Source organism: Arthrobacter sp. TJ-236 (assembly GCF_058269235.1).
Window position 1 is genome coordinate 291,182 of the sequence record NZ_JBZCNI010000001.1, and the last position, 19,823, is coordinate 311,004.

The window sequence follows — 19,823 nt, forward strand, 5'->3', positions numbered from 1 at the left end:
CGATCCTCAGCACCTCCGGAAGGTACTTCATGCCCACACTGCCCGTCGCTTTCGAGATCGGCACGTTCGTCGTCCTCGGTGTCATCCTGCTCTTCGACCTCTTGCTGGTCGTGAAGCGGCCGCACGAGCCGTCCATGAAGGAGGCCGGGCTGTGGGTGACGTTCTACGTGGGTCTCGCCCTGGCGTTCGCAGCACTCATGTTCGCCTTCACGGGTCCGGAGTACGGAGGGCAGTTCGTGGCCGGCTGGGTCACGGAGTACAGCCTCAGCATCGACAACCTCTTCGTCTTCATCATCATCATGGCGCGCTTCTCGGTGCCCCGGAAGTACCAGCAGGAGGTGTTGATGGTGGGCATCATCATCGCGCTGATCCTCCGAGGGATCTTCATCGCCCTCGGTGCCGCCGTCATCGAGAACTTCAGCTGGATCTTCTACATCTTCGGTGCGTTCCTCCTCTACACCGCGTACAAGCAGGCGAAGGATTCCGGCGAGGACGAGGAGGACGCCGGGGACAACAAGCTGATCCGCAAGCTCAAGTCCGTGCTGCCCATGTCCGAGTCCTACGACGGCAACAAGCTGCGCACCGTCGTGGACGGCAAGAAGGTCTTCACGCCGATGCTCATCGTGTTCGTGACGATCGGCCTGACGGATCTCCTCTTCGCGGTCGACTCGATTCCCGCGATCTTCGGCCTCACACAGAGTGCGTTCATCGTCTTCACCGCGAACATCTTCGCGCTCATGGGCCTGCGCCAGCTCTACTTCCTGCTGGGTGGCCTGATGACGCGACTCATCTACCTCAAGCACGCCCTGTCCGTCATCCTCGCGTTCATCGGTGTGAAGCTGATCCTCCACGCCATGCACGTCAACGAACTCCCGTTCATCAACGGGGGCGAGCACATCGAGTGGGCTCCTGAGATCCCCACCTTCGTGTCACTGGCCGTGATCGTCGCGACCATCGTGATCGCCGTCGTCGCGAGCCTCATCCGGTCCCGCGTCACCGACAACCCCGCGGCCCGTGCCGACGCGGCCGGAGAGGTCGCTGACGAGCCCGTCGTCGACGAGGGCCTCGACCAGGCCGCCGGCGAGGCCGGGGCGAAGGACACGCGCCGCTAGCGACGCGGGGCATCGAACACCGACGCCCGCAGCAGGACAGAGGGACCCCGTGCACCGCACGGGGTCCCTCTGTTCTCCCCGCCGGCTAGGAGGTGGTCGGTGGGAGTGTCATCGCGAGCAGACGGTCGAAGATGGCCTCGCCGTCGTCCGCGATCCCGTCATGGTGGAAGTCCGCCGTCTCCCACACCGCGAGGTTGCGGACGGCCCGGGCAGTCGCCAGGGACAGCTCCCTGTCCACGTAGATGTCGTCCCGGTACACGGCGGCCGCAACGGGCACCGTGTTGGTGGCGAGCACGTCGGGATCATAGAGCGGCCCCCAGTCCGCCTTCGCGGCCAGGAGTTCGGCCACCCCGCTCAGCGGCCTGAGTGCCGGGTCCTCGTCGACATACCAGGGGTAGACCATCTCGCCGGTCAGGAGGGGTTCCTCGGCGTCGTCGCGGAACTGCGGGTACTCCTCGAGAACCCTCCACGCCGACCACCGGGACGCTTCTGACTGGCAGTAGATGGACTCGTGCAGCAGCGCGTAGAGCGGCTGGGTCGCGCGGCTCACGATGCCGTACACCTGCTCGAGGAAGGTTGCTGAGAGGCGGGGACCGTCCGGCGTCGTCGTGAAGGCGTCCTCCAGCAGGTAGTGGAGCCCATGGATCCTCACGTTGCCGCCGAGGAAGGCGCCGAGCATCTGGAAGCGCCGCACGGTCAGCCGTTCGCCGTCGGGTAGCAACTCCGGGACCGCCCGCAGGTGGCGGGCGATGCGCGAGACCGTCACGCGGTCCTCGGGGTACCACGAGAAGTACTCGCCGTTGCGCGCCTCCACGCGTCGGAAGGTGGCGCGGTACACGGGGTCGGGCCCGCCGGAGAGTGGAGCCAGACCTCCCGTGATCAGCGCGCGCAGAACGCCCTCCGGCGTCAAGGAGAGGTAGGTGAGGGTGCAGAACCCTCCGAAGCTCTGCCCGAAGACGGTCCACGGGGGGCTGCCGAGCCGGCGCCGGATGAGCTCCGCGTCCGCGACGATCGAGTCCGCGCGGAAGTGCATGAGGTACTCCGCCCGCGCGGCGTCGGTCGGGAGCGAGGCGAGTGTGGCGGCGTCGGCGGGGGAGGACAGGCCCGTGCCGCGCTGATCCAGCATCAGGATCCGGAACGTGCGCGCTGCGGCCTTCATCCACCCGGACAATTGCGTGCTGCGCGCTCCACGGCCTCCCGGCCCGCCCTGCAGGAACAGCAGCCAGGGCAGGCCGGCGACGGCGTCGTCGTCGTGGTCGTGGTCCAGCGAAGTGTACTCACGGGCGAAGACCTCGATCCGGGCGGACGCAGGATCGCCGTGGTCCAGCGGGACGCGGAACCGGTGGGGTGTGGCGCGCAGACCGCGCATCACCGCCGGTCTGCCCATCACGTGTCCGGCGTCCATCGGGTCGCCGTCGTGCTGTTCACCGTCCAGCTGTTCACCGTCCAGCCGTTCGCCCTCGTGAGGTTCGCCGTCGTGCAATCCGCCGTCGCCGTGCATGGCATCGCGTGCGGGGGGCATCACAGCGCGGCGACCCACGCCAGGGCATCGCCGGTGAGACGGTAGGTGCTCCACCCCGTCTGCGGCCGCGCCCCGAGGCTCTCGTAGAAACGGATGGACGGCTCGTTCCAGTCGAGGACGGACCACTCCACCCGTGCGTAGCCGCGCTCGGCCGCGATCCTGCCGAGCTGCACCAGGAGCGCCTTCCCGTAGCCCTTCCCGCGCGCTTCCGGACGCACGTACAGGTCCTCGAGGTGGATCCCGTTGACCCCCTCCCACGTGGAGTAGTTGAGGAACCAGAGCGCGAAGCCCTGGACCTCGCCACCCTCCTCGGCCACGTGCGCGAACACGGTGGGGCTCTCGCCGAACAGCGCCGCCTCCAGCGAGGCGGCGGTGTTCCGGACGGCATCCGGCTCGCGTTCGTAGATCGCGAGGTCGTGGATGAGCTGCAGGATGGCGGGGACGTCGGCGGGGCGTGCCTCACGGATCGGTGACATGATCCGAGCCTAGCCGCGCCCGCAGGAACGGAGGCGGAAAGGCACCACGACGCCGCGGACGACGGCCGTGCGCCACCAACCCAGCGGTGGAGCGGTCAGGCGGCGATCGGCGCTCCCACACCGATGATCCGGACCACGGGCGTGCCCGCGGCGTCGGACGCGGCAAGATCGATCTCCGCGTTGATGCCCCAGTCGCCGTTGCCCTCGGGGTCCTTGAGGATCTGCCGCACCCGCCAGATCCCCGGGGCTCGCGTGATGAGCAGCAGGTTCGGGCCGCGCGCGTCGGGGCCGTCGTCGATGTCCTCGTAGTCGGCGAAGTAGCCGTCCAGGGCCTCCACCCAGCGGTCGGCGGTCCAGCCGGACTCCGCGTCGAGGGCACCGAGCGCCTCGTCGCGCTCGTCCGCGAACAGCTTGACGCGCTGGAACATCTCGTTGCGCACCATCACGCGGAAGGCGCGTTCGTTCGACGTGACGGACGGCGGCTCGTCCGGCAGGTCGACGTCGTCGCCCGCGGCGCCCGGCACCACCCCTGCGGTGAGCTGCGCCCACTCGTCGAGGAGGCTGCTGTCCACCTGCCGGACCAGCTCGCCGAGCCATTCAATGATGTCGCTGAGGTCCTCGCGCAGTGCATCCAGCGGAACCGTATGGCGCAGCGCCTTGTACCCGTCGGCGAGGTAGCGCAGGAGGATGCCCTCCGAGCGCGTGAGCGAGTAGAACGCCACGTACTCGCCGAAGCTCATGGCGCGCTCGTACATGTCGCGCACGATCGACTTCGGGGCCAGCTCGAAGTCACCGAGCCACGGCGCCGACGCGCGGTAGACGTCGAACGACTGCTGCAGCAGCTCCTCCAGCGGCTTCGGGTAGCTGACCTCCTCGAGTCGGGCCATGCGGGCGTCGTAGTCGATCCCCTCCGCCTTCATCGCGGCGACGGCCTCACCGCGGGCCTTCTTCTCCTGCGCGTTGAGCACCTGGCGGGGCTTCTCGAGGGTGGCCTCGATGACGGAGACGACGTCGAGGGCGTAGCCGGGCGCCTCGGGGTCGAGGAGTTCGAGGGCGGCCAGCGCGAACGGCGAGAGCGGCTGGTTGAGGGCGAAGTTTGCCTGCAGATGCACCTTGAGCCGGATCTGCCGTCCGTCCGGCTCGGGCTCGGGGAGCTTCTCGACGATGCCGGCAGCCACGAGTTCGCGGTAGATCCCGATGGCGCGGCGCATGAGGTGGAGCTGGGATGCGCGGGTCTCGTGGTTCTCGGTCAGCAGCCGCTTCGCGGCGGTGAACGGGTCGCCGGGCCGCTCGATCAGGTTGAGCAGCATGGAATGGCTGACGGCGAAGGAGGACGTCAGGGGGTCGGGAACACTCTCCACGAGCCTGTCGTACGTGGGCTTGCCCCAGGACACGAAGCCCTGCGGCGGCTTCTTCCGCACCACCTGGCGGAGCTTCTTCTGGTCGTCGCCGAACTTCGAGACGGCCTTCGCCATCGCCTTCGTGTTCTCGACCACGTGGTCGGGTGCCTGCACGACGACGGTGCCCGCGGTGTCGTACCCCGCGCGGCCGGCGCGGCCGGAGATCTGGTGGAACTCGCGCGCGTTGAGGAGGCGGGTCCGGACGCCGTCGTACTTGCTCAGTGCCGTGAGGAGCACGGTGCGGATCGGCACGTTGATGCCCACGCCGAGGGTGTCCGTGCCGCAGATGACCTTGAGCAGGCCGGCCTGGGCGAGCTGCTCCACCAGGCGACGGTACTTCGGCAGCATGCCCGCGTGGTGCACGCCGATACCGTGCCGGACGAGGCGGTTGAGGGTCTTCCCGAAACCCGCGGAGAAGCGGAAGCTCGCGATCAGCTCGCTGATGCGGTCCTTCTCCTCGCGCGTGCACACGTTGACGCTCATGAGGTTCTGGGCCCGCTCGATCGCCTCCGCCTGGCTGAAGTGCACCACGTAGACGGGAGCCTGGCGCGTGGACAGCAGTTCCTCGAGCGTCTCCTGCACGGGCGTCTCGGCGTAGTAGAAGTGGAGCGGGATGGGCCGTTCGACGCTCGTGACGGTGGCGGTGGCCCGGCCGGTGCGCTCGGTGAGTTCGCGTTCGAACCGCGTCACGTCACCGAGCGTCGCGGACATCAGCAGGAACTGCGCCTGCGGGAGTTCGAGGAGCGGCACCTGCCAGGCCCAGCCACGCTGCGGGTCCGAGTAGAAGTGGAACTCGTCCATGACGACGGTGTGCACGTCCGCGAGCGCACCCTCGCGGAGCGCGAGGTTGGCGAGGATCTCGGCGGTGCAGCAGATGATCGGGGCGCCCTGGTTCACGCCGGAGTCGCCCGTGATCATGCCGACGTTCTCCGGGCCGAAGATGTCGCACAGCGCGAAGAACTTCTCCGAGACCAGCGCCTTGATGGGCGCCGTGTAGTAGCTCGTGCGGCCCTCGGCGAAGGACACGAGGTGGGCCGCGACGGCCACGAGCGACTTCCCGGAGCCCGTGGGGGTCGCGAGGATGACGTTGTTGCCCGAGACCAGTTCCAGGGCGGCCTCGTCCTGGGCGGGGTAGAGCGTCAGTCCACGCGCCGAGGACCATGCGGTGAAGGCCTCGTGCACCGCGTCCGTGCTGGGTCGTCCGTCGTCGTTCCGGGGCAGGTGCTCGTGGATCCTCATGGTCGGTCCAGCCTACCGGCGGGCGAGCGGGCCCCGCGGCTCGGTGTCTACCAGCCGCGCTGCTTCCACTCGGCCAGCGAGCCGCGTTCGGCTCCGAGCGTCGTGCCCGCCCCGTGGCCGGGGTGCACCAGCGTGTCGTCGGGCAGGTCGTCGAACACGCGCGTGACGACGTCGTCGTACAGCGCGGCGAACCGTGCGGGGTCGCCCTGCGTGTTGCCGAGGCCGCCCGGGAACAGGGAGTCGCCGGTGAAGAGGTGCGCGGGGCCGTTCGGGTCGCGGTACAGCAGGGCGATGGAGCCCGGGGTGTGTCCGCGCAGGTGGATCGACTCGAGCTCGAACCCCTCGAAGGAGCCGATGTCGTGGTGTGTCAGCGGTACCTCGGTGGGGACGGCGATGTCGGGGACGTCGTCCTCGCCCGCGGCGGTGCGCGCCTTCGTCGCCTCCTTCACGTCCGCGAGCGCACGCACGTGGTCCCAGTGCGAGTGCGTGGTGACGATCAGCGCCACCCGGACCTCCGCGTCCGTGTCCTCCTGCGCGTCGGCGAGGAGGGAGAGGATCGCGGGTGCGTCGTCGGCGGCGTCGATCAGCACCTGCGCACCGCTCGTGCGGGATGTCAGGAGATACACGTTGTTGTCCATCTCCGAGACGGAGATGCTGCGGATCGTCACGTCGTCGAGGCGGTGCTTGAGGTTCGGGAGGTCGGCCATGGCTCCAGTCTAGGCACGCCGCAGGAGGCGCGGGCAGGAGGCGGGGGCAGGGCGGCAGACCCCGCGAGCACGCACGGAGTGCGGGCGGATGCACGACGACGGCTGGGGTACCGGGCGCGGCCCGGCCCATTACAGCTAGGGTGCTGGGAGTGCGGACCGCCGGGGCCCGCGGACCGGGACGGGGAGTGCGATCGTGGACGAGGGCATCCCGCGCTGGCTGAGGATCGACGCGACGAGCACCGTGCCGCCCTTCGAGCAGCTCAAGCAGGCTGTGCTCACCGCGGCGAACTCGGGCCGCGCCGCGGTGGGGACGCGTCTGCCGCCCGTCCGGACGCTCGCCATCCACCTCGGCATCGCCGCCAACACCGTCGCGCGGGCGTACCGCGAACTCGAGCAGTCCGGCGCCGTCGAGACGAAGGGCCGCGCGGGAACGGTGATCGCCGCGGGTGGTGACGAGGCCCGGCGACGGGCGGCCGACGCCGCCGCCGAGTACGCCGCCGTCGTCCGCTCCGCGGGCATCTCCGAGACGGAGGCCGTCGCCTTCGTGAGGGCGGCATTGCGCCGAGCGTGAACGGCGCGTGAGCCCGCGGCGGCAGGACGCCGACGAAGCGCTTTCGAAGATGTGTTCTAATACTTTTTCGCCTAGAGTTGACGGGTGTCTACAGCAAAGTCCCTCGAGCAGCATGCCCATGATCCGGAGCCCGCGCGCCAGGACCTGTCCCGCCTGATCGTCAAGGGCGCACGCGAACACAACCTGCGGAACGTCGACCTCGATCTGCCGCGCGACGCCATGATCGTCTTCACCGGCCTGTCCGGTTCCGGCAAGTCCTCCCTCGCGTTCGACACCATCTTCGCCGAGGGCCAGCGGCGCTACGTGGAGTCCCTCTCCGCGTACGCGCGCCAGTTCCTCGGGCAGGTGGACAAGCCCGACGTCGACTTCATCGAGGGGCTCTCGCCGGCGGTCTCGATCGACCAGAAGTCGACGAGCAAGAACCCGCGCTCCACGGTGGGCACCATCACCGAGATCTACGACTACATGCGGCTCCTCTGGGCGCGCGTGGGCCGTCCGCACTGCCCCGTCTGCGGCGAGCCAGTGGCCAAGCAGACCCCGCAGCAGATCGTGGACCAGCTGCTCGAGCTCGACGAGGGCACGCGCTTCCAGGTCCTCGCTCCCGTGGTCAGGGCGCGGAAGGGCGAGTTCGTCGACCTCTTCCAGGAACTGACGGCGAAGGGCTACTCACGCGCCCGGGTGGACGGCACCCTCATCCAGCTGAGCGACCCGCCGAAGCTCGGCAAGCAGTACAAGCACACCATCGAGGTCATCATCGATCGCCTCGTGGTGAAGAGCGGCATCCAGCAGCGGCTCACCGACTCGGTCGAGACCGCACTGAAGCTGGCCGACGGCCGCGTCCTCGCCGAGTTCGTGGACCTGCCCGAGGACGACGCCGGACGGCTGCACGCGTTCTCCGAGCACCTCGCGTGCCCGAACGAGCACCCGCTCGCCATCGACGAGATCGAGCCGCGCTCCTTCTCCTTCAACAACCCCTTCGGCGCGTGCCCGGCCTGCACGGGCATCGGCACGAAGCTCGAGGTGGACGAGGAACTGGTGGTGCCGAACCCCGACCTCAGCCTCGCGCAGGGAGCCATCGCCCCGTGGTCGCTCGGTACGGCGACGCTGGAGTACTGGACGCGGCTCCTCCAGGGGCTCGCGGCGGAACTCAAGTTCGACATCGACACCCCGTGGCGGAAGCTGCCCGACCGCGCACGTGAGGCCGCGCTGTACGGCAAGGACCACAAGGTGGTGGTGCAGTACAAGAACCGGTTCGGACGCGAGCGGAAGTACAGCACGGGCTTCGAGGGAGCCATCCAGTACATCCAGCGCAAGCACCTCGAGACGGAGTCCGAGGCCTCGCGCGATCGCTACGAGGAGTACATGCGGGAGATCCCGTGCCCCACCTGCGGTGGCGCACGGCTGAACCCGGCGTCGCTCTCCGTGCTGATCAACGGTCGGTCCATCGCCGAGGTCGCGGCCATGCCCATGCGGGAGTGCGCCGAATTCCTCGACAACCTGGTGCTCACCGGGCGCGAGGCGCAGATCGCGGCGCAGGTGCTCAAGGAGATCCAGGCGCGCCTGACCTTCCTGCTCGACGTCGGCCTCGAGTACCTCAACCTGGAGCGCGCCTCCGGGACGCTCTCCGGCGGTGAGGCCCAGCGCATCCGCCTCGCCACGCAGATCGGTTCCGGGCTCGTGGGCGTGCTCTACGTGCTCGACGAGCCCTCCATCGGGCTGCACCAGCGCGACAACCGGCGCCTGATCGAGACGCTCACACGTCTGCGGAACCTAGGCAACACGCTGATTGTGGTGGAGCACGACGAGGACACCATCGCCGAGGCCGACTGGATCGTGGACATCGGTCCGGGTGCGGGGGAGCACGGCGGCGAGGTGGTCCACTCGGGCCTGCTCGAGGACCTCCTCACCAACGAGCGATCACTCACCGGCGACTACCTGGCGGGCCGCCGCCGCATCGAGGTGCCGACCAAGCGCCGCAAGATCGACAAGTCTCGGCAGCTGAAGGTGGTCGGCGCGAGGGAGCACAACCTCCTGAACGTGGACGCCACGATCCCGCTGGGCGTGCTCACCGCCGTCACGGGCGTCAGTGGATCCGGCAAGTCCACGCTCGTGAACGACATCCTCTACAAGGTGCTCGCGAACAAGCTGAACGGGGCCAAGCAGGTCGCGGGGCGCCACAAGCGCATCGACGGCCTGGAGCACCTCGACAAGGTCATCCACGTGGACCAGAGCCCCATCGGCCGGACCCCGCGCTCGAACCCCGCCACCTACACGGGGGTGTTCGACAACATCCGCAAGCTCTTCGCCGAGACCACCGAGGCCAAGGTGCGCGGCTACCTCCCGGGCCGGTTCTCCTTCAACGTCAAGGGTGGCCGCTGCGAGGCGTGCTCCGGTGACGGGACGCTCAAGATCGAGATGAACTTCCTGCCCGACGTCTACGTGCCGTGCGAGGTCTGCCACGGAGCGCGGTACAACCGCGAGACGCTCGAGGTGCACTACAAGGGCAAGACCATCGCGGACGTCCTGGACATGCCGATCGAGGAGGGGGCGGAGTTCTTCGCCGCATTCAGCCCGATCGCCCGTCACCTCAACACGCTCGTCGAGGTGGGTCTCGGCTACGTGCGGCTCGGACAGCCGGCCACCACCCTGTCCGGTGGCGAGGCGCAACGCGTCAAGCTCGCCAGCGAGCTGCAGAAGCGGTCCAACGGACGCAGCATCTACGTGCTCGACGAACCGACCACGGGGCTCCACTTCGAGGACATCCGGAAGCTGCTGCTGGTCCTGCAGGGGCTCGTGGACAAGGGCAACACCGTGGTCACGATCGAGCACAACCTCGACGTCATAAAGTCCGCGGACTGGGTGATCGACCTCGGGCCCGACGGCGGCTCCGGCGGCGGCCAGATCATCGCGACCGGCACACCCGAGCAGGTGGCGAAGAACGAGCGCAGCTACACGGGTACCTTCCTGCAGGAGATCTTCGACAAGACCACCCTGCAGGCCCTCGCGCGCGTCTAGCCGTACCGGCCGGCTCGTTCTCCGACAGCCTCCCGACGGCCTCCGCCCGTTCCCGCTCAGCGGTGAGCGGAACGGGGTCCGTCCGGTGCTCGGGTGTCCGGGGCCCGTCCTACGATGGAGGACGTGGCGAACCCAGTGACCTATCGGCCGAAGACCGGCGAGATCCCGACCGATCCCGGGGTGTACCGCTTCCGTGACGAGCACGGCCGCGTGATCTACGTCGGCAAGGCCAAGAACCTCCGGTCCCGGCTCAACTCCTACTTCGCCAACCCCCAGGGGTTGCTCCCCAAGACCCGCAGCATGGTGTTCACCGCGGCCGGCGTCGAGTGGACGGTGGTGGGCAGCGAACTCGAGGCGCTCCAGCTCGAGTACACGTGGATCAAGGAGTTCGACCCGCGCTTCAACATCATGTTCCGGGACGACAAGTCCTACCCCTACCTCGCCGTCACCCTGGGCGAGAAGTACCCGCGGGTCCAGGTGATGCGCGGGGACAAGAAGAAGGGCACCCGGTACTTCGGCCCGTTCTACCCGGCCAAGGCCATCCGCGAGACCGTCGACACCATGATCCGGGTGTTCCCCGTGCGGACCTGCAGCGCCGGGGTCTTCAAGCGGGCCGAGCGCACCGGGAGGCCGTGCCTGCTCGGGTACATCGACAAGTGCTCGGCGCCCTGTGTGGGACGCATCAGTGCCGAGGACCACCGTGCTCTTGCCGAGGACTTCTGCGACTTCATGTCCGGCGAGGCGAAGAAGTTCATCTCCGGGCTCGAGCGCGAGATGGCCGCGGCCGTGGCCGACCTCGACTTCGAGAGCGCTGCCCGCCTGCGCGACGACGTCGCGGCGCTGCGGCGCGTCTTCGAGCGCAACACCGTCGTGCTCAGCGAGGACACCGACGCCGACATCTTCGCGCTGCGCGAGGACGAGCTCGAAGCCGCCGCGCAGGTCTTCCACGTGCGGGGCGGCAGGATCCGCGGCCAGCGCGGCTGGGTGGTCGAGAAGGTCGAGGACATGGACACCCCCGATCTCGTGGAACACCTGCTGCAGCAGGTCTACGGCGAGAGCATCAGCTCGAACGAGCCGATCCCGCGCGAGGTGCTGGTGCCGGTCATGCCGAGCAACGAGGCGCAGATGCTCGAGTGGCTGCGCGGCCTGAAAGGCGCGCGCGTGGACGTCCGGGTCCCGCAGCGGGGCGACAAGGCGACGCTGCTCGCCACCGTCGAGCAGAACGCCGCCGAGGCCCTGAGGCTCCACAAGGGCCGGCGGGCCGGTGACATCACCACGCGTTCGGCCGCCCTGCAGGAGCTGCAGGAGGCCCTCGACCTCCCCACGCCGCTCATGCGCATCGAGTGCTTCGACATCTCGCACGTGCAGGGCACCAACGTGGTGGCCTCCATGGTGGTGGTCGAGGACGGCCTGCCGCGGAAGTCCGAGTACCGCAAGTTCTCGATCACGGGCGACGCCGCGCGTGACGACACGGCCTCCATGTACGACGTCATCCACCGGCGCTTCCGCAACTACCTGGCCGGCAAGAACGGCGAGGTGCGGGACGCCGCGGCCCCGGACATCGATGACGCGGCGGTGGACGACGACGCCTCGGTCCTCGCGCACCCCCAGCTCGACGACGTCGTCGATCCCGGTGGGGACCGCGGGGATCCCGTGCAGGACACCACCACGGCGGTGACGCGCAACCGCTTCGCCTACCCGCCCAACCTGGTGGTGGTCGACGGCGGACCACCGCAGGTGGCCGCGGCCTCCCGCGCCCTCGAGGACCTCGGGATCGACGACGTGTACGTGATCGGACTGGCGAAACGCCTCGAGGAGGTGTGGGTGCCGGACAGCGAGTTCCCCGTGATCCTGCCGCGGGCTTCGGAGGGGCTGTTCATGCTGCAGCGCATCCGTGACGAGGCGCACCGGTTCGCGATCACGTTCCACCGTCAGAAGCGGGGCAAGTCCATGACCGCGTCCGCGCTCGACGACGTCGCGGGGCTCGGCCCGGCGAAGCGGAAGGCGCTGCTCAAGCACTTCGGATCGGTGAAGCGGATCCGGGCGGCCTCGGTCGAGGAGCTCACCGTCGTGCCCGGGGTGGGGCCCGCCCTGGCCGCCACGGTCCGTGCATCCCTCGCCGTGGCCGCCGAGGACGCCCCGGCCCCTGCCGTGAACATGACCACGGGCGAGATCATCGAAGATTAGCTAGTGTGAGGAGGACGGCGCCCAGCGTGCCGCGAACACCGCACACCACGGGCACGCCGGATCGCAGGCGGCCCCGTCGACCCGGAACGGATGCACCACCATGACGGAGGCCACGAGCCTGACGCCGGTCAAACCCACCGAGTCCGAATTGCTGGTGGTGACGGGCATGTCCGGCGCCGGCCGCAGCACCGCGGCGAACGCGCTCGAGGACCACGGCTGGTACGTCGTCGAGAACCTGCCCCCGCAGATGCTGGGCACCCTGACCGAGCTGGTGGCGCGGACTCCGCAGTCCATCCCGAAGCTCGCCGTGGTGATCGACGTCCGCGGCAAGGAGCTGTTCAGCGAGATCAAGACGGCCCTCGCCGGGCTCCGCGCGGCGGGCGTCACCTACCGCGTGCTCTTCCTCGACGCGAACGACTCCGTGCTCGTGCGCAGGTTCGAGCAGGGGCGCAGGCCGCACCCCCTCCAGGGCGACGGTCGCATCCTCGACGGGATCGCCGCCGAGCGCGAGGTCCTGAAGGAGATGAAGCACGCCTCGGACATCGTGATCGACACGTCCGAACTGAACGTCCACGCCCTTGCCACGAGTGTCACCGAGCTGTTCTCGGCCTCGGGCCCCATCGTGCTGCGTCTCAACGTCATGAGCTTCGGCTTCAAGTACGGGCTGCCGGTGGACGCCAACTACGTGGCCGACGTCCGCTTCATCCCGAACCCCCACTGGGTGCCCGTCCTCAGGCCGCAGACCGGCCTCGACGCCCCCGTGCGGGAGTACGTCCTCGGCGCCCAGGGTGCGGCGGAGTTCATCGACCGCTACGTCAACTCCCTCATCCCGGTGCTCGACGGCTACCGGCGCGAGAACAAGCACTACGCCACGATCGCCGTGGGCTGCACGGGTGGGAAGCACCGCTCCGTGGCCGTCACCGAGGAGATCGCCCAGCGACTCGCCCAGCTGCCGGGAGTGCAGGTCGCCGCCCACCACCGGGACCTCGGGCGCGAGTAGTGGCGCTGTTCTCCGGCCCCCTGCCGCTTGTTCCGCCGGCCGGCCGGCGCTCCGGCGACGCCCAGTCCGGAGCCCCGCGGGTCGTCGCGCTCGGCGGCGGACACGGGCTCTCGGCCTCGCTGTCGGCCCTCCGCCTCCTCACGCAGGAGCTGACGGCCGTGGTGACCGTGGCGGACGACGGCGGGTCATCGGGCCGGCTGCGCGAGGAACTGGGCGTGCTGCCCCCGGGGGACCTGCGCATGGCGCTCTCCGCACTGTGCGACGACACGGACTGGGGCCGCACTTGGCGCGACGTCATGCAGCATCGCTTCGCGGCGCGGGGGGATGCCCCTGGCTCACTCGACGGCCACGCCATGGGCAACCTCCTCATCGTGACGCTCTGGGAGCTGCTCGGCGATCCCGTGGCGGGCCTGCAGTGGGCCGGCGCCCTGCTCGGCGCCCGCGGCCAGGTGCTGCCCATGGCGAGCGTTCCCCTGACCATCGAGGGTGACGTCCTCAGCGAGACCGACGGATCGCTGCGTGTCAGGACCGTGAAGGGCCAGGCCTCGCTCGCCGTCGCGGCGGCGTCGGGCAACGTGAGCAACCTGCGGCTGCTGCCGGCCGGTGCGCCGGCCTGCGAGGACGCGCTCGAGGCGGTCGAACTGGCCGACTGGGTGGTCCTCGGACCGGGCTCCTGGTACACCTCGGTGCTGCCGCACCTCCTCCTCCCCGAGCTGCGCGAGGCCCTCTGCCGGACGTCCGCGAAACGCTGCCTGACCATGAACCTGAGCAACGACACGAAGGAGACACAGGGCATGAGCGCGGTCGATCACCTGAAGGTGATCAGCCGCTACGCGCCCGACCTGACGGTCGATGTCGTCCTTGCCGACCCCACCGTGATCGGCGACCGCCAGGAGTTCGAGCGGGTCGTCGAGGGGATGGGTGGGCGTGCCGTCTTCGGTACAGTGGGAGTTTCGACCGGTAAGCCCGTACACGATCCGCTGCGGCTCGCGACGTCCTACAACGACATCTTTCGGGAGATCTAGGAGTGTATCTGTGGCCTTGACCGCCGACGTCAAAGAGGAGCTGTCGCACCTCGACGTCAAGAAGTCCTCGGTCCGCAAGGCCGAGGTGTCCGCGCTGCTGAGATTCGCCGGGGGCCTGCACATCATCTCGGGGAGGATCGTGATCGAGGCCGAGGTGGACCTCGCCTCGACCGCCCGGCGCCTGCGCGGCGCGATCGCCGAGGTGTACGGGCACAGCAGCGAGATCATCGTGGTGTCGGGCCAGGGCCTCAAGCGCGGCAACCGGTACGTGGTGCGCGTGGTGCGCGACGGCGAGTCCCTCGCACGGCAGACCGGACTGCTCGACAGCCGCGGGCGCCCCGTGCGCGGACTGCCGTCCGCCGTCGTCAACGGCTCGACGGCCGACGCCGAGGCCGTATGGCGCGGTGCCTTCCTCGCGCACGGGTCCCTCACGGAGCCGGGACGTTCCTCATCCCTCGAGGTCACCTGCCCGGGGCCCGAATCCGCGCTCGCCCTGGTCGGGGCGGCACGCCGCCTCGAGATCTCCGCGAAGGCGCGCGAGGTCCGCGGCGTGGACCGCGTGGTGATCCGCGACGGGGACACCATCGCCGCACTGCTGACCCGTATGGGCGCGCACGACGCGCTGATGGTGTGGGAGGAGCGGCGCATGCGCAAGGAGGTGCGGGCCACGGCGAACCGGCTCGCGAACTTCGACGACGCGAACCTGCGGCGCTCGGCGCAGGCCGCGGTCGCAGCGGGCGCCCGTGTGGAGCGCGCGTTGGAGATCCTCGGCGAGGGGGTACCCGAGCACCTGCGCTACGCCGGTGAGCTGCGGGTCGCCCACAAGCAGGCGAGCCTCGACGAACTGGGCCGGCTCGCGGACCCGCCGATGACCAAGGACGCCATCGCGGGGCGCATCAGGAGGCTGCTCGCGATGGCCGACAAGAGGGCGTCCGACATCGGGATCCCGGGGACGGACGCCAATGTGACCGCGGACATGCTCGACGAGTAGCCGAGTGCATAGGATGGAACGGTAACCCGCTTCTGATCGAGCGGGGCGCCCGCCGCGCTATCGTGCTGTGCGGACCGGGCGAGCAATCCGATCACTACCTGGAGGATCACGTGAGCGAATACGTACTGCCGGATCTCGACTATGACTACGCCGCCCTCGAGCCCCACATCTCGGGCCGCATCATGGAACTGCACCACTCCAAGCACCAGGCCACGTACGTGAAGGGCGCCAACGACGCGCTCGCGCAGCTCGCCGAGGCACGCGCCACGGGACAGTTCGGGACCATCCCCAAGCTCTCCAAGGACCTCGCGTTCCACGTTGGCGGTGTGATCAACCACAGCATCTTCTGGAAGAACATGTCGCCCGAGGGCGGCGACAAGCCCGAGGGTGAGCTCGCGGCGGCCCTGGATGACGCCTTCGGCTCCTTCGACGCCTTCCGCGGACACTTTACCGCGGCGGCCACGTCGCTGCAGGGCTCGGGCTGGGCCGTCCTGGCCTACGAGCCCCTGGGCAAGAACATCGTGATCGAGCAGCTGTACGACCAGCAGGGCAACGTGCCCGTGGGCACCATCCCGCTGCTTATGCTCGACATGTGGGAGCACGCCTTCTACCTCGACTACGTCAACGTGAAGCCCGACTACGTGAAGGCGTGGTGGAACCTCGTGAACTGGGCCGACGTCCAGACCCGCTTCCAGGCCGCACGCACCGGGGCCAGCGTCCTCATCACGCCCGGCGTCTGATCTCCCCGGGTCGCCCCGGCGGACGGTGCCGCAGCATGGCCGTCCGCCCGGGGCAACCCACCCCGGGCCCCCCGGAATGGCGGGGTGCTCAGTAGAGTTGACGCCAGGGGAGCCGCCCGCCGGTGGTCCCCAGCAGAACCTGTTCGACGTCGGCACGACGGTGTGCCAGGAACCAGATGTATCCGTCGCCGAAGCCGCCCGAGGAGGGCTCGCACGGCAGCACCCCTATGAAGGAGATCAGCAGTGACTACTCGTGTTGGAATCAACGGCTTCGGCCGCATCGGCCGCAACTACTTCCGTGCGGCACTCGAGCAGGGCGCCGACCTCGAGATCGTTGCCGTCAACGACCTCACGAGCCCGGAGGCCCTCGCGCACCTCCTGAAGTACGACTCCGTCACCGGCCGCCTGAAGGCCACGGTCGAGGTGGACGGCGGCGATCTCCTGGTGGACGGCAAGCGCGTCCGTGTCCTCGCCGAGCGTGACCCCGCGAACCTGCCCTGGGCCGACCTCGGCGTGGACATCGTCATCGAGTCCACCGGCTTCTTCACGAAGGCCGCCGATGCGCAGAAGCACATCGACGCGGGTGCGAAGAAGGTCCTGATCTCCGCTCCTGCCTCGGACGAGGACCTCACGGTGGTGCTCGGCGTGAACGACGGCGACTACGACCCCGAGACGCACCACATCATCTCGAACGCCTCCTGCACCACGAACTGCCTCGGCCCGCTGGCGAAGGTGCTGAACGACGCGTTCGGCATCGAGCGCGGCCTCATGACCACGGTCCACGCCTACACGGCGGACCAGAACCTGCAGGACGGCCCGCACAAGGACCTCCGCCGCGCGCGTGCCGCCGCGATCAACATGGTGCCCACCTCCACGGGTGCGGCCAAGGCCATCGGCCTGGTGCTCCCCGAGCTCAAGGGCAAGCTCGACGGCTACGCCATCCGCGTGCCCGTGCCCACCGGCTCCGCCACCGACCTCACCGTCACCGTGGGCCGCGAGGTCAGCGTCGACGAGGTCAACGCCGCGTACAAGGCGGCTGCCGAGAGCGGATCGCTCGCGGGTTACCTCTCCTACACGGACGCGCCCATCGTGTCCTCGGACATCGTGACGGATCCGGCGTCGTGCATCTTCGACTCCGGCCTCACCAAGGTGATCGGCAATCAGGTCAAGGTGGTCGGCTGGTACGACAACGAGTGGGGCTACTCGAACCGCCTCGTCGACCTCACCGAAATCGTCGCCGGCAAGCTCTCCTAGGCGCGGGCGACCGTGGCTCACGCAACACTCGACGACCTCCTGGCCGAGGGCGTCCGTGGACGGCGCGTCCTCGTCCGCTCGGACCTCAACGTGCCCCTCGAGGGGGAGGTCCCGGACCTCGCGGTGACCGACGACGGACGGGTGCGGGCCTCCCTGCCCGTCCTGCGCCGGTTGACCGAGGCCGGCGCCGCCGTCATCGTCATGGCGCACCTCGGGCGGCCCAAGGGCGCACCGGAGGAGAAGTACTCCCTGCGGCCCGCCGTCGACGTGCTGCGTGAGCTCGCCGACTTCCCGGTCACCCTCGCCTCGGACACCACGGGCGACGGCGCACGCAGCGCCGCCGCAGCGCTGTCAGAGGGTGAGGTGCTCGTCCTGGAGAACGTGCGCTTCGACGCCCGCGAGACGAGCAAGGACGACGCCGAACGGTCGGCCTTCGCCCGCGAGCTCGCCGGGCTGGCGGGGGAGGACGGCGCGTACGTCGACGACGCCTTCGGTGCCGTGCACCGCAGGCACGCCAGCGTCTCCGACATCGCCGCACTGCTCCCGGCCTACCAGGGCGATCTCGTCAGGGCCGAGCTCGTGGTCCTCGAGAAGCTCACCCGGGAACCGGAGCGGCCGTTCGTCGTCGTCCTCGGTGGTTCGAAGGTGTCCGACAAGCTCGCGGTCATCGAGAACCTGATCGGTACCGCGGACCGCATCCTCGTGGGAGGCGGCATGGTCTTCACCTTCCTCGCGGCGCAGGGCCACGCGGTGGGCGCGAGCCTGTTGGAGGAGGACCGCATCGAGACCGTCCGCGGGTACCTCGAGCGCGGCTCGCGTGACGGGACGCAGTTCGTGCTGCCCACCGACATCGTGGTCGCCGAGCGCTTCGCCGCCGATGCCGGGCACAGCGTGGCTGCGGCGGACGCCATCGAGTCGGGGAGCTTCGGTGCCTCCGGGATCGGGCTGGACATCGGCCCGGCGACGGGTCAGGACTTCGCCGCCAACATCGCCGAGGCCCGCACGGTGTTCTGGAACGGACCGATGGGCGTGTTCGAGTTCGACGCCTTCGCCCGCGGCACGCGTGCCGTGGCCCAGGCCCTCGTCGACGCGCAGGCGAAGGGCGCCCTCACGGTGGTGGGCGGCGGTGACTCCGCGGCCGCCGTCAGGGGACTCGGCTTCGCCGACGAGCAGTTCGGCCACATCTCCACCGGTGGCGGGGCGAGCCTCGAATACCTCGAGGGCAAGGAACTCCCCGGGCTCACCGCGCTCGAGCGGGACTAGCAACGCACGGACCGATGGCGCTCGTGCGCCCCGGTCCGGAGCGCTGCAGCATACGTAGGAACCGTCCGCAGTGGACGGACAGGGATGGCGGGATCCGCGGAGCACGTGCTCCGCGGATCCCGTCGTCATGGGACGAACAGATGGAGCACTGACGATGACCACCTCGACCAACGGCGTCTTCGACCGCCGCCCGCTCATCGCGGGCAACTGGAAGATGAACCTCGACCACATGCAGGGCATCACCTTCCTGCAGAAGCTCGCATGGACCCTCGACGACGCCGGTCACGACTTCTCGCGCGTCGAGGTGTCGGTCTTCCCGCCGTTCACGGACCTGCGGGGCGTGCAGACCCTCGTGAAGGGGGACACCCTCGACGTCGTCTACGGTGGCCAGGATCTCTCACCCGAGGACTCCGGCGCGTACACCGGCGACATCTCCGGTCAGTTCCTCGCGAAGCTGGACTGCACCTACGTGCTCGTGGGCCACTCGGAGCGCCGCACCATCCACCAGGAGTCGGACGAGCTGCTCAACCGCAAGGTGCAGGCGGCCTTCCGTCATGGCCTCGTGCCCGTGCTCTGCGTCGGTGAGGGTCTCGAGATCCGCCAGGCGGGAACGCACGTGGAGCACACCCTCGAGCAGCTGCGCCTGGGGGTCGCAGGGCTCACGGCCGAGCAGGCCGCGACGCTCGTGGTCGCCTACGAGCCCGTCTGGGCGATCGGCACCGGTGAAGTGGCCGGGCCGGAGGACGCGCAGGAGATGTGCGCCGCGATCCGCGCCGAGCTCGGCACCCTGTTCGATGCGTCCACGGCAGCCGGGACCCGCCTGCTCTACGGCGGTTCCGTCAAGGCGGCGAACGCCGCCAGCATCCTGAAGGAGCGCGACGTCGACGGCGTGCTGGTCGGCGGTGCGAGTCTCGATGTCTCCGAATTTGCTAGTATCGTCAGGTTCGAACAGCATCTGGTGACAGACTAGTCACGCGCGCCCGCAGCCTCCGGCGGCGGTAACCGAGCCTTGAAAGGGCCCCGTGGAAATCCTTCGTATCATCCTGCTCGTCCTGCTCGGGATCACCAGTCTGCTGCTGACTCTCCTGATCCTCCTGCACAAGGGCCGGGGCGGTGGCATGTCGGACATGTTCGGCGGAGGCATGACCTCGAGCATGGGTTCCTCGGGCGTCGCGGAGCGTAACCTCAACCGCTTCACCGTGGCGCTGGGACTGGCCTGGGGCGTCGTGATCGTCGCCCTCGGACTCATCCAGCGCTTCGCCGGCGAGTCGTAGGACCTCAGCCCGAACACTTGTCGCGCCGGCCCTGCGCCGGTGCAGCA

Annotated in this window: 16 protein-coding genes; 12 read left to right on the forward strand and 4 right to left on the reverse strand. The window is 69.2% G+C overall.

Annotated features, from left to right (window positions below; translation table 11 throughout):
* The first annotated feature begins 29 nt into the window (after positions 1–29).
* Positions 30–1,112 (forward strand): TerC family protein, encoded by a 1,083-nt coding sequence (locus AC4D16_RS01240; RefSeq protein ID WP_490949247.1) that lies wholly within the window; start codon positions 30–32, stop codon positions 1,110–1,112.
* Between the two features lie 85 nt (positions 1,113–1,197).
* On the opposite strand, the gene AC4D16_RS01245 is transcribed toward AC4D16_RS01240, so the two are convergent.
* From AC4D16_RS01245 to AC4D16_RS01260, 4 genes are all read right to left on the reverse strand, one after another.
* A complete protein-coding gene (locus AC4D16_RS01245) occupies positions 1,198–2,517 on the reverse strand; it encodes an alpha/beta fold hydrolase (RefSeq protein ID WP_490954647.1) in 1,320 nt (439 codons plus the stop codon).
* 116 nt (positions 2,518–2,633) lie between these two features.
* The gene (locus tag AC4D16_RS01250) at positions 2,634–3,110 is read right to left on the reverse strand and encodes a GNAT family N-acetyltransferase (protein ID WP_490953666.1); all 477 of its coding nucleotides are present in this window, start codon (positions 3,108–3,110) and stop codon (positions 2,634–2,636) included.
* A 95-nt stretch (positions 3,111–3,205) separates the two neighbouring features.
* Complete coding sequence (locus AC4D16_RS01255) at positions 3,206–5,749, reverse strand: DEAD/DEAH box helicase (protein WP_490953667.1); 2,544 nt, start codon at positions 5,747–5,749, stop codon at positions 3,206–3,208.
* A gap of 47 nt (positions 5,750–5,796) precedes the next feature.
* Positions 5,797–6,456, reverse strand: coding sequence for an MBL fold metallo-hydrolase (locus AC4D16_RS01260; RefSeq protein WP_490953668.1), 660 nt, complete (start codon positions 6,454–6,456; stop codon positions 5,797–5,799).
* 193 nt (positions 6,457–6,649) lie between these two features.
* On the opposite strand from AC4D16_RS01260, the gene AC4D16_RS01265 reads away from it, so the two are divergent.
* From AC4D16_RS01265 to secG, 11 genes are all read left to right on the forward strand, one after another.
* Positions 6,650–7,027 (forward strand): GntR family transcriptional regulator, encoded by a 378-nt coding sequence (locus tag AC4D16_RS01265; protein WP_490953669.1) that lies wholly within the window; start codon positions 6,650–6,652, stop codon positions 7,025–7,027.
* 84 nt (positions 7,028–7,111) lie between these two features.
* Positions 7,112–10,042 carry an excinuclease ABC subunit UvrA gene (uvrA, locus tag AC4D16_RS01270; RefSeq protein WP_490953670.1) on the forward strand — a complete coding sequence of 977 codons (2,931 nt, stop codon included), beginning with the start codon at positions 7,112–7,114 and terminating at the stop codon, positions 10,040–10,042.
* A gap of 123 nt (positions 10,043–10,165) precedes the next feature.
* Positions 10,166–12,229, forward strand: coding sequence for an excinuclease ABC subunit UvrC (gene uvrC, locus AC4D16_RS01275; RefSeq protein WP_490953671.1), 2,064 nt, complete (start codon positions 10,166–10,168; stop codon positions 12,227–12,229).
* Between the two features lie 100 nt (positions 12,230–12,329).
* Positions 12,330–13,229 carry an RNase adapter RapZ gene (rapZ, locus tag AC4D16_RS01280; RefSeq protein WP_490953672.1) on the forward strand — a complete coding sequence of 300 codons (900 nt, stop codon included), beginning with the start codon at positions 12,330–12,332 and terminating at the stop codon, positions 13,227–13,229.
* A complete protein-coding gene (locus AC4D16_RS01285; protein ID WP_490949240.1) occupies positions 13,229–14,254 on the forward strand; it encodes a gluconeogenesis factor YvcK family protein in 1,026 nt (341 codons plus the stop codon). Before rapZ ends, AC4D16_RS01285 begins: the two co-directional genes overlap by 1 nt.
* A gap of 10 nt (positions 14,255–14,264) precedes the next feature.
* Positions 14,265–15,245, forward strand: coding sequence for a DNA-binding protein WhiA (gene whiA / locus AC4D16_RS01290; RefSeq protein WP_490953673.1), 981 nt, complete (start codon positions 14,265–14,267; stop codon positions 15,243–15,245).
* Positions 15,246–15,355: 110 nt separating this feature from the next.
* Positions 15,356–15,985 (forward strand): superoxide dismutase, encoded by a 630-nt coding sequence (locus AC4D16_RS01295; protein WP_490949238.1) that lies wholly within the window; start codon positions 15,356–15,358, stop codon positions 15,983–15,985.
* A gap of 243 nt (positions 15,986–16,228) precedes the next feature.
* Positions 16,229–17,239, forward strand: a complete 1,011-nt coding sequence (gene gap, locus AC4D16_RS01300) for a type I glyceraldehyde-3-phosphate dehydrogenase (protein WP_490949237.1) — start codon at positions 16,229–16,231, stop codon at positions 17,237–17,239.
* Positions 17,240–17,251: 12 nt separating this feature from the next.
* Positions 17,252–18,502 carry a phosphoglycerate kinase gene (locus AC4D16_RS01305; protein WP_490953674.1) on the forward strand — a complete coding sequence of 417 codons (1,251 nt, stop codon included), beginning with the start codon at positions 17,252–17,254 and terminating at the stop codon, positions 18,500–18,502.
* Between the two features lie 154 nt (positions 18,503–18,656).
* Positions 18,657–19,472 carry a triose-phosphate isomerase gene (tpiA, locus tag AC4D16_RS01310; protein ID WP_490953675.1) on the forward strand — a complete coding sequence of 272 codons (816 nt, stop codon included), beginning with the start codon at positions 18,657–18,659 and terminating at the stop codon, positions 19,470–19,472.
* A 52-nt stretch (positions 19,473–19,524) separates the two neighbouring features.
* A complete protein-coding gene (gene secG / locus AC4D16_RS01315) occupies positions 19,525–19,776 on the forward strand; it encodes a preprotein translocase subunit SecG (RefSeq protein WP_043445180.1) in 252 nt (83 codons plus the stop codon).
* The last annotated feature ends 47 nt before the right edge of the window (positions 19,777–19,823 follow it).

Excerpts from the sequence above, each read along its gene's own strand:
- AC4D16_RS01240 (WP_490949247.1), top strand. The coding sequence starts at position 30 with ATGCCCACACTGCCCGTCGCTTTCGAGATCGGCACGTTCGTCGTCCTC.
- AC4D16_RS01245 (WP_490954647.1), bottom strand. The coding sequence starts at position 2,517 with ATGGACGCCGGACACGTGATGGGCAGACCGGCGGTGATGCGCGGTCTG.
- AC4D16_RS01250 (WP_490953666.1), bottom strand. The coding sequence starts at position 3,110 with ATGTCACCGATCCGTGAGGCACGCCCCGCCGACGTCCCCGCCATCCTG.
- AC4D16_RS01255 (WP_490953667.1), bottom strand. The coding sequence starts at position 5,749 with ATGAGGATCCACGAGCACCTGCCCCGGAACGACGACGGACGACCCAGC.
- AC4D16_RS01260 (WP_490953668.1), bottom strand. The coding sequence starts at position 6,456 with ATGGCCGACCTCCCGAACCTCAAGCACCGCCTCGACGACGTGACGATC.
- rapZ (WP_490953672.1), top strand. The coding sequence starts at position 12,330 with ATGACGGAGGCCACGAGCCTGACGCCGGTCAAACCCACCGAGTCCGAA.
- tpiA (WP_490953675.1), top strand. The coding sequence starts at position 18,657 with ATGACCACCTCGACCAACGGCGTCTTCGACCGCCGCCCGCTCATCGCG.